Origin of the sequence: Cryobacterium serini (genome assembly GCF_004404025.1) — a bacterium.
Classification (GTDB): Bacteria; Actinomycetota; Actinomycetes; order Actinomycetales; family Microbacteriaceae; genus Cryobacterium; species Cryobacterium serini.
This window is the reverse complement of the sequence record NZ_SOHN01000007.1, coordinates 158588-171737: the sequence shown is the minus strand read 5'-3', so window position 1 is coordinate 171737 and position 13150 is coordinate 158588. Positions and strand designations below refer to the sequence as shown.

Here is a 13150-nt window from a genome sequence, read left to right as displayed (position 1 = left end):
CTCTTTCGGCTCGCGAGGGTCGCAATCGACCGTTGGCGGGGTAGGGAGGTCGTTCGGCCTCCTCTCACGCCCGGTTCGGAGACATGGCCGCGGCGGTGCGTTCAGCCGCTGCCCTAGCGCAGGTAGCCACCCTTTTTCAGCCCGGCCTCGATCTCAAAACGATTCTTCAGCGGATTGCGCCCGGCGACCGCGTACAGCAGCGGAAAGACCATTCCGAACCGTTGCCACTGGCGTTTGTGCACGGCTTCGTGTTCGAGGACAGCGGCGGTGACGTTCTGGTTGGTAAGGTAACAGCCGCCAACGCAGGAACCGCCGCGACCGAAGGTCCACGGTGGCATTCCGCGAAACACGTACAGGCCTGCCCTCTTCTCGACCCGCCCAGTGCTCCAGATCGACCCCCAGACCAGCCCGACTGCGGTGGCGTAGAGGTATCCGGCCTGACTGACCGGCGAATCAAAGAGGATGCGACGCATGCCTTACCGTGCAGCCTCGTCGGTGAAGCCCGGACGTCCGTAGGCCTCGAGCAGACGCAGCCACACCTCGCTCAGCGTCGGGAAGCTCGGCACGGCGTGCCACAAGCGGTTGATGGGAACTTCGCCGACAATCGCGACCGTGGCCGAGTGCAGCAATTCGGCGACGTCTTGCCCAACGAAGGTGACGCCGAGGAGAATCTCCCGGTCGAGGTCGACGATCGCCCGGGCCTTGCCGACGTAGCCGACCGCGAGGACCGAGGCACCGCCCAGGTTGGCGAGGTCGTAATCCAGGATGCGGATGCGATACCCCGCCTTCACGGCGGACGCGGCGGTCAACCCCACCGAGGCAACCTCCGGGTCGGTAAAGGTCACCTGCGGAACGGCGGCGTGGTCGGCCGTCGCCACGTGCGCCCCCCACGGCGCATCATCGACGGGGCTGCCGGCCGCGCGGGTCACGATCGCGTCGCCGGCCGCGCGGGCCTGGTATTTGCCCTGGTGCGTGAGGAGTGCTCGGTGGTTGACGTCGCCGGTGGCGTAGAGCCAGTCGCCGCCCAGCGCGGGGGAGTCGCCCTGCACGAGCAATGTGTCGTCTACGACGAGCCAGTCACCCGCGTCGAGGCCGACCGTGTCGAGGCCGAGGTCGTGGGTGCGCGCGGTGCGCCCGATGGCCACGAGAACCTTGTCGGCCGCGACGGAGGTGCCGTCATCGAGAGTGAGCGTGACTGTACCGTTTTCATCGCGGTGCGCTTTCGTGGTGGACGGACCGACGAGCACGGTCACCCCATTCTCCTCGAGCGCGGCGGTGATGAGTTCGCCGGCAAAGGGTTCCTGACCGCCGAGCAGTGGGCTGCGGGCGATCACGGTCACCGTCGAGCCGAGCGAGGCGTAGGCAGCGGCCATCTCGGCTGCGACGACGCCGCCGCCGATCACGGCGAGACGCTCGGGAATTTGCTGGGCGCTCGTCGCATCGCGGCTGGTCCAGGGCTCGATCTCTTTCAGACCGTCAATGTCGGGCAGCAACGCCGCCGACCCGGTGCTGACGACGACCGCATGGGTGGCGGTCAGAACGGTCACCGCGCCATCCGCAGCGGTCACGGTGACCTCTTTAGCGCCTGTGAGGCGGGCATGGCCGCGCACGAGGCCGATGCCGGCCGACTCCAACCATTTTGCCTGGCCGTCGTCCTTCCAGTTGCTGGCAATGGAGTCGCGCTGCTGGAGGGCGGCGCGCACGTCGATGCTGCCGGTGACGGCCTCGGCGGCGCCCGGAACCCGGCGGGCCGCGGCGAGGGCGGCGCCGCTGCGCAGCAGCGCTTTCGACGGCATGCAGGCCCAGTACGAACACTCGCCGCCCACCAGATCGCTCTCGACGACGACCGTGCGTAGTCCGCCCTGGGCGGTGCGGTCGGCAACGTTCTCCCCGACGGCGCCGCCGCCGATCACGATGACATCGTAGATCTGATTCGACATTGATTCTCCTTGATTCGGGGCATACCGGCCTGGCGACGAAGAACTGGTCACGGCTGCTCGGGCTGGTGGTCGCTGGGCCGGGACTCGGAGAGCTTGGATCTGAGCAGCCTACCCTGACGTTCTCACTCAGTGGGGGAGTTTGTTTGGCGCGCTGACGCCTGCCGCAAACTCTTCAAATGCGATTCAAAGCCAGCTAATGTGTCGGCATGCCAGCCCAACCGATATCTCCCGATGCGCAACGCCAGCGCGCTGTTGTCGTGTACAACCCCATTAAGGTCGATTTGGATGCATTGAAAGCTATCGTCGCGCAGGTGGAAGCAGAAAACGACTGGGATCAGACCATCTGGCTGTCAACGAGCGAGGATGATCCAGGGCAGGGTCGCGCGGCGGAAGCGCTCGAGTCGGGCGCTGCGGTGGTCATCGTTGCCGGCGGCGATGGCACGGTTCGCGCCGTCGCCGAGGGGCTCAAGGATGGCTCCATTGCCATGGCGCTGATTCCGTCTGGAACCGGAAACCTTCTGGCGCGAAATCTTGACCTGAATTTGGATGACCTTGAGCTCTCCGTACACACCGCCTTCACGGGTGTCGACCGCAAGATCGACCTGGGCCTGATCGAGATCACGCGTGCAGACGGCGCCAAGACAAGTCACGTATTCCTCGTCATGGCCGGGCTGGGGCTGGACGCGAAAATGTTGGCGAACACCGATGACGACCTGAAGAAGAAGGCCGGTTGGCTCGCCTACGTCACGGGTCTCGCCAGGACTCTGCGCGACAAAAATGAGTTGAGGTTTCGGTACTCGCTCAATCGTGGCCCTTTTCGTGCCACCCGGGCGCACACCATTATTATCGCCAATTGCGGATCCCTCCCCTCGAACATCGTGCTGCTGCCCGACGCTGCCGTCGATGACGGGCAGTTCGACGTCGCGCTGCTTCGACCGGAGGGATTCGTGGGCTGGGTGCAAATTTTCGTTAAAGTCATTTGGGAAAACGGAGTCCTCCGACGCATGAAGGCCGGTCGGGCTCTCATGACCAAGGAAGTCAGCGCGCTGCGTTATGTGCGGGCCGAAGGACTCAGCGTTCGACTCGAACGAGCAGAACAGATCGAACTCGACGGCGACGGTTTTGGGGAAGCGATGGGGTTCGACGTTCAGGTGCTGCCGGCCGGCCTGACCATCAAGATTCCACCGACCGCATGACGACTCCGGCATCCTCGCGACTGGCCCCGAAGACCCGTCGGATACGAATTGGCGGATACGAATTCGGCGTTCAGTACTCACCGTTCTCGGTGTCCCCGGGCCCACCGTGAACGCGGGCCCGGTTTGTAAACTGGGCCCGCGTTCGGGGCCCGGGCCCCCTGCAGACCTGTCGGGCGGGGCGCTAGCGGCCGAGGAACACAGCGGGAGTTCGGGTTAGGAACGACTGCATTCCGATCCGGGAGTCCTCGGTCGCCACCAGGCGGGCGAGAGCTGGCTGTAGTCCTGCTTCAGCGGATGCCGGACCGCTCCGCTGGGCCAGTCGCGCATTGGCCAGGGTGGCTTGGATGGCGAGCGGGGCCTGGGCGGCGATCTTCCCGGCGAGCTCGAGCGCCCGGTCGAACTGGGCGCCGTCGGGCACGATTTCCTGCACGAGGCCCAAGCGACGCGCTTCGGCGGCATCGAACAGGTCGCCGGTGAGTAGCCAGCGCATGGCGTTGCCCCAGCCGGCCGCGCGCGGAAATCGAATCGTCGCGCCCCCGAACGGCAGAATACCCCTGGCGACCTCGATCTGACCGAACCGGGTCGATTCGGCGGCGACCACGATGTCGCTCGCGAGCATCAGCTCGATGCCGAGGGTCAGGCAGGTTCCCTGCACAGCGATGACGACCGGTTTGCTCAGGGATTGGCCATCCACTTGCCACGGGTTGATACCGCCCTCAGGCACCATTTCGAGCCCGTTCGGGCCGAGCCGTGGGCCGATATCGGCGAGGTCGAGTCCGGCTGTAAAATGCTCCCCGACCGCGTAGACCAGTCCGACGCGCAGTTCGGGGTCGCGGTCAAGCTCACCGTAGGCGAGTGCGAGTTGCTGCAGCAGCGAGAAATCGGCGGCATTGCGTTTCTCAGGCCGGTTAAACCCGATCAGCAGAATATGGCCGCGACGCTCGGTGAGAATGCGGGGCTGGTCGGTCATGGGGGCCTCCATTGGCTGGGGTGAATTCGTGCATTTGGTCTGACTAGGTGTCCGTGTGGTCCCGCGCACGCGCATAACTCCTGCAATTCGCGTGGGAGTCACCGGGAGTTGCCCGGAACGACGCGGGTGTGTTGCTGACCGGCCAGAATTTGCAGGAGTTATGAGGCATCTATGGCGTTTCCCGCTGACTCAGTCCGGTCACCCGGCTAGCCCACGCCGTCTCAGCGGGTCAGCGCGCCGATGATGCGCAGAATGCTCGGCAGGTCGTCGGTCGCCGCCGCGGGGGAGGCGGGAGCGAACCCGGTGATGGTCGCGCCGGCGAGGGTGAAGTTGGCGCGCAGGGCGGTGATCGCGCCGCCGAGGTCGGTCACGCTCAGCCCGAACGGAATGAGATCGCTCAGTCCATCGAGCGCCGACGGATCGAGCACGTCCAGGTCGATGTGCACGAAAACGTGGGTGGCGCCGATTGCAGCAACCGCAGCGATGAGCGCGGCCGGGTCGGCCAGCTCGGAACACGACACACTGACCAGGCCGCGCTGGTTCAGCAGCTCGTCCTCGGCATCGTCGACGTCACGAATGCCGGCGAGAACGACGTTCTGCAGCTGCACGCTGCTCGCGACGGCCAGATCAAGTTCGGCCGGTCCCTCGCCGCTGATCGCGCGCAGGACCATGCCGCAAAATCCGCCAGACGGCGAGGATTCCGGCGTGTGCAGGTCGGGGTGGGCGTCAAACCACACGACGGCCAGATCGCCCGGATGCGTGCGCGCCGCGTGTTCCACCGCGGCCAGCGCGATGCCGCAGTCACCACCGATCGAGAGTGCCCAGTCGGTGGTGTCCTCTAAGACCCTGGTGTGGCGCTCGCGCACCACTTGAATCGCTGAGAACCGGTGCACCCCGGTATCGAGCGCATCTCCGGCTTCGACCGGCACGTCGACCAGGCGCGTGGCTGAGAAAGGAAGGTCGCCCTGGATGGCCGCCGCCCCGTCGACCAAACGCATTGCGCGCGGAGAAATTGAACCCTGCCATTGCGGCACTACAACGAAGGTGGGAGCCATACCTCAGTATGGCCCAGTGACCGGGCAGGTCAGCATCCGCTTCGCCAGCAGCGAATTTCCAGCAGCGAATTTCCAGCAGCGAATTTCTTGCAGCGATTTAGCGAAGCGGACACTCAGACTGGCCGACGCGGTAAACCGTTGGGACAGCCGGGCTCGGTCCGCGACGGCCCAGTGCCCGTCTAGCTCTCGATGGCGGCGGTGTTGCCGGCTTTCAGAGCGGCGAGGCGGGCATCCACTTCGGTGAGTTCGCCGAGGTCGTCGAGGCTTTCGAACTGGGCATCGAGGCTGGAGGCGGCGAGTTCCTGGGCACCGCGCACGCGGGCTTCCTCGCGGCGAATCTTGTCTTCAAAGCGGTTGACCTCGCTGGTCGGGTCCATCATGTCGATGCTCTTGACGGCGTCCATCACCTGCGCCTGCGCCTTGGCGGTCTTGGAGCGCGCGATCAGTTCAGCGCGCTTGTTGGTGAGCTGCACCAGCTTGTCTTTCATGGCGTTCAGGCCGGTCTTGAGCTGGTTGACGACGGCGGTCTGAGCCTGAATCTGCGGCTCGGCGGTCTTCGCTTCTTTTTCAGAGGTGAGCTGCCGACCCAGCGCGACCTTGGCGAGGTTGTCGAACTTGTCGGCGTCGGCAGCATTGCCAACCATCCGCAGCTCGTCGGCCTTGCGGCTCGCAGCGAGGGCCTTGTCGCCCCACTCCACGGCGGCTTCCTGGTCTTCGCGGTGGTCGTCTTCGAGCAGACGCAGGTTGCCGATGGTCTCAGCGATCGCGCTCTCGGCATCGGAGATGCTGCTCGAGAAGTCGCGCACCATCTGGTCGAGCATTTTGGCCGGGTCTTCCGCCGAGTCCAGGATGGCGTTGATGTTCGCCTTCGCGAGCTGGGAGATACGGCCGAAGATGGAGTGCTTAGTCATTCGGAGGTCCTTTCACAAAGAGTGACCCTGGCCGACGGATTCCGCCAGGAAAGTGCGTGTCTGTTGCAAAGTTTAGGGTGACCGGCAGACGCGAGTCTGGGAACCTTCAAAAATGTGCCCGGAGCGCGATGTTGCCCCGTGTTACAGGACCGCTCGCATACCACGCGCGTGCCGCCCAAAATGGAACGAACGCGGCCCTGGTACAGCGCAGCGCAATCGACACCGACGGGAGCCCCGCATGAATGAAGAACTCACGAACCGCATGCTCGTCGTCGTCGAGGTCACGACCGCGCGTCCTGACCGGCCCGCGTACCACGCCAAGGTGCAGGTGCTCAATTCACGCGTCGTTGCTGAGGCCAAGGCAGCCGGCTGGTCTGTCACCCGCGTCGCAGCCGCCGACGTCACGCCCGCCGATCTGTCGCGCCTGACAGCGGATGCCGACGCCCTCGTGATCGTCGGCGGCGAAGATATCACCCCCAGCTATTACGGCGGCACAACCGGATACGAGGGCGAGACGGCACATTTTGCCACGGCCGATGAGGGTCAGATCTCCCTCGTGCAGCGTGCGCTCGCGCTCGGTACGCCGCTTTTGGGCATTTGCCGCGGCCTGCAGATCATCAACGTCGCCCTCGGCGGCACTCTTGTGCAGCACATCGACGACGGCATCCACAAGAACACCGACGTGCCGATCGACCAGATCCTCTCCACCCACGACGTCACACTGGCCGCCGGCAGCACCCTCGCGTGGAGCCTTGGCCGGGTCGACATCTCGGTGCAGAGCGCCCACCACCAGATCGTCGACCGCTTGGGCGCTGGACTTCTGGCCGCTGCCCACGCCCCCGACGGCCTGATCGAAGCCCTCGAGCACGAGAGCGCGCCGATCGTTGGGGTGCAGTGGCACCCCGAAGCGCCCGATTCCCCGGTCGACCAGCTCTCCCTGCTCCTGGCCGGTCTAACGGCTCAGCACGACGCCCGGGTGCGGGTCGAGGCCCCAATCACGAGCGCGCTCGCCGCCTAGACCGGCTAGAGAACGGCGGCGTCACAGGTGGCATCGAGGGCCGCCGCGAGATCTGCCACCAGATCGGCGGTGTCTTCGAGGCCCACCGAGAAGCGCAGGTGCCCGAATTCGCGGAACGGTGCCGGGTAGGCCGCGACGCGCGGCCCGGAGTTGTCGACGTGCACAATGAGCGACTCATCGTGCCCGAGCGACACGGCCGAGGTGATCACGCGTAGGTTCGCGACAAACCGGTTTTGCGTGGCCTTGTCGCCAGTGACGGCGAAGGCGAGCACCCCACCGAAACCGTTCGGCAGCTGCCGCAGGGCCACGGCGTGCTGCGGATGCGAGGCCAACCCCGGGTAGGCGACGTACGCGACCCGCGGGTCGGCCTCGAGGAAGCGGGCTATGGCGAGCGCGGACTCGCAGTGCTGTCGGATGCGCAACGGGAGCGTAACCGAGCCGCGCATGATCAGCCAGGCGTTGAACGGGCTGATCACACCGCCCACGTCGACCATCGCGTCAAGCTTGATTCGGCGAATCAGCGCCGCGCTGCCGATGACGGCGCCACCCATCGCGTCACCGTGACCGTTGATGTACTTCGTCAACGAGTGCACGACGAGGTCGGCTCCATGCTCCAGGGGACGAAACAGCGGCGGCGGCGTGAACGTGTTGTCGATAGACAACAGCGCGCCGGCATCGTGCGCGATCCTCGCGACGCCCGCGACATCCGTCACCGCGGTCGTGGGGTTGCCGACCGTCTCAATGTGAATCAGACGGGTCGTAGAGCGGATGGCGGCCCGCACCGCAGCCAGATCCGTCGCGTCCACAAAGGTGGCCTCGATTCCGTATTTGTTCGGCAAAAGCTCGGTGAAGAGCCGATAGGAGGCCTCGTACGTGACGTTGGCGACGACGACGTGGTCGCCGGTCTTGAGCAGCGTGAAGAACACGGCGTGCAGGGCGGCGACACCGCTGGCCAAGACGACGGCGTCTTCGGCGCGCTCGAGCACGGCGAGCTTGTGCTGCAGGCCCTGCTGATTTATACCGGTGTTGCGGGTGTAGAGACCGGGTGTCGCGCCCGACCAGCTCATCGTGGACGGGTCGTCGGGCAGAGCGTAGGAGTTGGCCATCACGATCGGTGTGCGGAGCGCCCCTGATCCGACATCGATCGCGTTGCCCGCGTGCACCGACTGGGTCTGAAAGCCCAGCGTGGCCGGATCGTGCTTGTTCGGCCGTGGTGCCGGGTTCGAGGCGGGGGTCGGTTCGGTGCGAGAGGTCATTCCTCCACGCTAGACCCGCCGCAGCATCCGCCATTGAACGTTACGCGTCAGGGGGTGACCGCGGGCCGGTGCCGACTACGAAAAAGCCCCGGCACTTCTCGCCTGGGGGGAGGTGAGAACTATGCCGGGGCCAATCGTTGGAGTGGGGGAACTCCGTGTGTAACCGTACGTGGGATGGCCTGAGAAGAGGCTGATAAAAATGGAACGTACAGTCTACCCCGGCCGTGCGATCGGCAACTCCCGGTCGTTCGGTTTGTTATGCATCCGTTGTAACCATGGTTCGAACGAGGCATCGTGCTCGGTCCGCACGTCGCTGGGCGGGCAGCGTCAAACCAGATGAGGCGGTGCCCGCCCGACGCTTCGGGGGAGCCGTCTCGTCTGGTGACCGATGGCGTCAAATACTCGAGATGATCGATGGCATCGATCGAGGGATCAAAAGGTCGGCTCAGGCGGCCTGGTGTTTGTCGGCGCCAACCTCGGTCGTAGAGTGCGCCCAGGCGAGCAGATCTGCCTGCGCGCGACGACGGCTCGCGGCCGTCTGTTTGGGGGGTACGGGGACGTTCATTCGGGAGCCGGGGCAATCCGTGGTCGAGTTGGCCAGCGAGTGATAGGTCGCAAACCGGGTATCCGACGTGATCCACACCATTTGCTGGCATTCTGGGCACTCTGTCTGCAACATTTTCACGATTGTCCGTCCCATCGCCGACTCAGGTAATCGGTTCGATAGCTTCAATCTAGTGGGGATAGACAGGTCAATGTCCTCCCCATAGGTGGGGACAGAAAAATACCCGAAACGGTGGTATTTTGCTGCAGGGTCAGCGACCGGCCGCGTATCCCTGGGCACCGCGGGCGTTCGCCGCCGCCTGCAGCAGCCCGCTCTGCGGGTCCCGGGTGACCGCTGAAATGCGACCGAGCGCCCAGTCGCCGGCCCGGGTGATCCGGTGGCCGCGCCCTTCCAGTTCGGCGATGACTGTCTCGCCGAGACGATCCTCGACTACTGCGCCGCCGGGTTCCCAGGTACGCGGCCAGAATGAGCCCGGAAACGAGGTGCTGTGAAAAGCGGGCGCATCGATCGCCTGCTGCGGCGTGTACCCGCCGACGATCGTGCGCAGCAGGTAGAGCAACTGCCACTGGTCCTGCTGGTCGCCGCCGGGGGAGCCGAGCGCCGCGATAGCGTGCCCGTCCTTGAGCACGAGGGTCGGGGTGAGCGTCGTGCGCGGGCGCTTACCGCCGGTCAGTGCCGACGGTGCGCCGGGCTCGAGCCAGGTCATCTGCAGGCGTGAACCGAGGCAGAACCCCAACTCGGGAATGGTCGGCGAGGACTGCAGCCAGCCGCCAGACGGTGTCGCTGAGACCATGTTGCCCCAGCGATCGACGACGTCGATGTGGCAGGTGTCGCCGCGCATTTCACCGGTCGAGAGGGTTTCTGGCTCAGCTTCGGCGCGGGCCGGTGCGGCGACCGTGGGTTCGCCGACGGCAGCGGATGCCTCCGCACCCTGCTGCGTGAGCGCCTCGGTCGTGTACTCGGTGCGCAGCACCGGGTAATACGGGGTGTAGCCGGGTACGAGGCCGGGGCGAAACTCGTGCGAGGCAGCGCCCGTAATGAGCGCTCGACGGGTGGCCGCGTAGTCGGCCGACAGGAGGTAATCCAGCGGTACCTCGGCGTCGCCGTAGTAGGCCTCCCGGTCGGCGATCGCCAACTTCTGGGCCTCCAGGATGGTGTGCACGCCGAGCGCGGTCGAGGGGTCCAGCTCGGCGTCGCTGAACCCCTCGAGAATTGTCAGGGTCTGCAGCAACGCTGGTCCTTGCCCCCAGGCGCCGGTTTTAGCGATCGTGTGACCGCGAAAAACGACCGTTGTGGCTTCCTCGATGCTCGCTTCGAAACCGGCCAGGTCGGCCAGGGTCATGACGCCGGCATGGTCGGTTCCGGAAGAGTGCCGGTGCGCAGCCTGCCCGAAGTCGACGATGGCACGGGCCACGAACCCGGCCCGCCACTCGCGCCGGGCCGCGTCGATGCGTGCCTCCCTGGTCGCGACGGCCGCGGCGGCGCTGGCCGCGAGCAGGCGGTCGAGACTGCTCGCCCAGGCTTCATTGGTCACGAGGTCACCGGCTGCGGGCAGGTGGCCGTTCGGCATCCACTGTGCTGTCGAAGTAGGCCAGTGCTCGGCGAACAGGGCTGCGACCGAGCTGATCGTGGCGACGACGCGGCCCAGAACGGGATGCCCGTCGCGGGCGTAGCCGAGGGCGAACGCGAGCACCTCTGGCAGCTCCCAGGTGCCGAAGTCGCGCAGGAGCACGAGCCAGGCGTCGACTGCGCCGGGAACGGCCGCTGCGAGCGCGCCCGATCCGGGAACGAGGTCGAGGCCCTCTGAGCGGTAGTGGTCGATGGTGGCTGCCTGTGGGGCCGGGCCCTGCCCCATCAGTACGCGCGGGGCATCCGGTTCACTCGCGGTCACGAAGACGCCGGTCATATCGCCGCCGGGTCCGTTCAGGTGCGGTTCCACGATGTGCAGAACGAAGGCGCCGGCCACGGCCGCGTCGAAGGCGTTGCCGCCCCGTTCGAGCACGGCCTGGGCGCACGCCGTCGCGAGCCAGTGCGTGGAGGCGGTCATTCCGAAGGTTCCCTGCAGAGTCGGCCGGGTGGTGAAGACGTTCGGTGCGGTATAGGTCACTCCCCTACCCTTGCACGAGTGCTGCGCTGGGCGCTGACGAGAAGATGCCGACGGCCGGATACTTCGCATTATTTGCCTCGAATCCGCTCGATTCATGCCATGATCAGGCCGTGAGCATGCGGATCTGTCGTCGCAGGCCGTGTCCAGGATGGATGCCCGACAGCTGCGCAACCCGAGACGAGAAAGTTGCACCATGAACTTTGACTGGGAATTCAATGGATTGCCGTTGCACGTGCTCATCGTGCACGCGGTCGTGATCGTCGTGCCCTTGGCCGCGCTGTGCGCGGTGCTCACTGCGTTCTGGCCGGCCGTTCGGCGGCGACTGGGCATCGTGACGCCGCTCATCGCCCTCGCCGCGCTCGTGTTGGTTCCCCTCGCTGTGCAGGCGGGCGAATGGCTGCAGTCACGCCTCGTTAACATCACACCGCTGCTCGGTGCGCACACATCTCTTGGTCGCACCCTGCTGCCGTGGGTGATCGCTCTGTTTCTCGTGGCTGTGCTGCAATGGGGCTGGTATCGCTACATCGCCGGCGACGGTGCCCGTTTCGCCGCCGTTTCGCGGAGTCGTACCGGGCGCCTGATTGCCACCGTCATTCTCGACCTCGTGGTTTTGGCGAGCGCAATCGGATCGGTGGTCACCGTGGCGCTCATTGGAGAATCGGGATCACGGGCGGTCTGGACCGGCCTTTTCACCTCATAGGGGGTGCCGCACGGAAATGCGGCACCCCGATCTCGCCTTCTGGTCAGGCCTGACGCCTGGGTGGCTGAGGCTTCTGCACGGACAGTTCGCCGCCCACTCGTCCGCCGAACGGACGGCCGTGGTCGGCGAACTCCTCACGAAAGTAGCCCATTCGCCACGGGCCCATTTCAAGTCGTGAACCGGTGCGCAGAATCTGCCCGTTGCCGACGCTGAGACCGTCTTCGGACGGTCGAGAACTGCCCGCGACGTCACCCGAGGCAAACAGACGGTACTCGTCGTTGTCGTCGTGGCGAATCTCGGCGTGTAACGGTTTCAGTCCCGGCAATTGCAGGTCCGCCTCGGCCGAGGACCCGATCGTTGTGGTGCCCGGCAGCAGATCGAATTCCCGGGGCATTTGCCCGTTCCAGTTCTTGGACCCGACGACGAATATGAGGCGAGGACGCCCGCTTCCGGGCGTGTAGTGGGTCGTCGTGACTCGGCGGCGACTGCGCCGGTCGAAGGTCGGAGCGAGCGGGAAGACGGTCGACGGTGGAAGCGGAATCGCCACGGGCATCCGTGACTGGCCCCGCATCCGCGCCTGCACCAGCGGGCCCAGAGCGGATCGAGACCCGAGTACGATGTGCGGCGACCGTGTCACGAGACGTTGCGTGACGGATGCCTGCACGTCGCCCAGCCGGGCGATCAGGCCCACCGGCCCGGTGATGGAGACGGTCAGACCGCGACCGGCCAACTCGGAGGCGAGCGCGCGCAACGGTTCCAGATTGAGGGCTCGGCCCTGTACGAACATTTCGGGGTTGCTCGTGAAGACGGTGATTTCCGTGCCATTGGCAGTCACCGTGCCGTGCATGGCATCCTCTGCCCCGAAGGAGTCACCGAATGCTGAACCGGTCGACTCCGTATCAGGGTCAGCCTTCGAGGCGCCGACTGCGCCGGTGGGCTCGACCAGGGAGAAGTTGAGATCGATGTTCAGTTTGACGCGGGACGGTGCTGGTGTGACGATCGGTACTTTCGAGTCCCGATTCGCAGAGCCCGCTGAGGCGTTCACACTACTTCCGGAAAGGGTCGGCGCCGGCTGACTTCTCGTCGCTGGTCGTGACCCGCAGGGTGCCGTTGAATTTCCATACTGCTCGCGGGGCGTCGGGGCCGATGTCACGAGGAACCTCAACGACCATATCAACGAAGCTGTAGTTGATAGCGGCGCCCTTGCCCGTAAGGTAAGACCACATTTCCTGGCCGAGGTCGGTCCAGTCTTTGATGGTGTGCTCCGCGTTGTCAGCGGAGCTTTCGACATTACCCAGGTACGTCTGTCGTTCGGTCACGGTAGGTTCCTTTTCGCTCGCAGAAAGAATGTTGCCGGTTCCGGTAGCTGCACCGGTCCCGAGGATGAACCTCGAGATTTTCCTAGCTTAGATACCTAGTTGTGCGACGTAAA

The 13150-nt window shown here is 65.5% G+C and carries 13 protein-coding genes; 3 read left to right on the top strand and 10 right to left on the bottom strand.

Annotation, left to right across the window (positions count from 1 at the left end):
• Positions 1-113: 113 nt before the first annotated feature.
• Together E3T51_RS03140 and E3T51_RS03135 are read right to left on the bottom strand one after the other, a co-directional pair.
• Positions 114-473 carry a Fe-S oxidoreductase gene (locus E3T51_RS03140; RefSeq protein WP_134527393.1) on the bottom strand — a complete coding sequence of 120 codons (360 nt, stop codon included), beginning with the start codon at positions 471-473 and terminating at the stop codon, positions 114-116.
• Between the two features lie 3 nt (positions 474-476).
• Entirely contained in the window at positions 477-1940 is a 1464-nt protein-coding gene (locus E3T51_RS03135; protein ID WP_134527390.1) for a dihydrolipoyl dehydrogenase family protein, read from the bottom strand.
• Positions 1941-2146: 206 nt separating this feature from the next.
• On the opposite strand from E3T51_RS03135, the gene E3T51_RS03130 reads away from it, so the two are divergent.
• Complete coding sequence (locus tag E3T51_RS03130; protein ID WP_134527387.1) at positions 2147-3136, top strand: diacylglycerol/lipid kinase family protein; 990 nt, start codon at positions 2147-2149, stop codon at positions 3134-3136.
• 181 nt (positions 3137-3317) lie between these two features.
• Here the strand turns inward: E3T51_RS03130 and E3T51_RS03125 are convergent, their stop codons facing one another.
• The 3 genes from E3T51_RS03125 to E3T51_RS03115 form a co-directional block, all read right to left on the bottom strand.
• Positions 3318-4106: a crotonase/enoyl-CoA hydratase family protein gene (locus E3T51_RS03125; protein ID WP_134527385.1), complete on the bottom strand. Its 789-nt coding sequence runs from the start codon at positions 4104-4106 to the stop codon at positions 3318-3320.
• Between the two features lie 221 nt (positions 4107-4327).
• Entirely contained in the window at positions 4328-5104 is a 777-nt protein-coding gene (locus E3T51_RS03120) for an arginase family protein (protein WP_241989143.1), read from the bottom strand.
• Positions 5105-5340: 236 nt separating this feature from the next.
• Positions 5341-6072 carry a PspA/IM30 family protein gene (locus tag E3T51_RS03115; RefSeq protein WP_134527379.1) on the bottom strand — a complete coding sequence of 244 codons (732 nt, stop codon included), beginning with the start codon at positions 6070-6072 and terminating at the stop codon, positions 5341-5343.
• A gap of 238 nt (positions 6073-6310) precedes the next feature.
• Between E3T51_RS03115 and E3T51_RS03110 the strand changes: the two genes are divergently transcribed.
• Positions 6311-7090, top strand: a complete 780-nt coding sequence (locus E3T51_RS03110; RefSeq protein WP_134527376.1) for a gamma-glutamyl-gamma-aminobutyrate hydrolase family protein — start codon at positions 6311-6313, stop codon at positions 7088-7090.
• Between the two features lie 5 nt (positions 7091-7095).
• Here E3T51_RS03110 and E3T51_RS03105 read toward each other — a convergent pair whose 3' ends face one another.
• The 3 genes from E3T51_RS03105 to E3T51_RS03095 all read right to left on the bottom strand — a co-directional run bounded on the left by E3T51_RS03105 (position 7096) and on the right by E3T51_RS03095 (position 11018).
• Positions 7096-8346: a trans-sulfuration enzyme family protein gene (locus E3T51_RS03105; RefSeq protein WP_134527373.1), complete on the bottom strand. Its 1251-nt coding sequence runs from the start codon at positions 8344-8346 to the stop codon at positions 7096-7098.
• Between the two features lie 445 nt (positions 8347-8791).
• Positions 8792-8992 (bottom strand): hypothetical protein, encoded by a 201-nt coding sequence (locus E3T51_RS03100; RefSeq protein ID WP_134527371.1) that lies wholly within the window; start codon positions 8990-8992, stop codon positions 8792-8794.
• A 169-nt stretch (positions 8993-9161) separates the two neighbouring features.
• Positions 9162-11018, bottom strand: a complete 1857-nt coding sequence (locus E3T51_RS03095) for a gamma-glutamyltransferase family protein (protein WP_134527368.1) — start codon at positions 11016-11018, stop codon at positions 9162-9164.
• Between the two features lie 193 nt (positions 11019-11211).
• Between E3T51_RS03095 and E3T51_RS03090 the strand changes: the two genes are divergently transcribed.
• A complete protein-coding gene (locus E3T51_RS03090) occupies positions 11212-11718 on the top strand; it encodes a hypothetical protein (RefSeq protein ID WP_134527365.1) in 507 nt (168 codons plus the stop codon).
• A gap of 43 nt (positions 11719-11761) precedes the next feature.
• Here the strand turns inward: E3T51_RS03090 and E3T51_RS03085 are convergent, their stop codons facing one another.
• Positions 11762-12763 (bottom strand): FHA domain-containing protein, encoded by a 1002-nt coding sequence (locus tag E3T51_RS03085; RefSeq protein ID WP_241989142.1) that lies wholly within the window; start codon positions 12761-12763, stop codon positions 11762-11764.
• A gap of 1 nt (position 12764) precedes the next feature.
• Complete coding sequence (locus E3T51_RS03080) at positions 12765-13016, bottom strand: hypothetical protein (protein WP_134527534.1); 252 nt, start codon at positions 13014-13016, stop codon at positions 12765-12767.
• Positions 13017-13150: the final 134 nt, after the last annotated feature.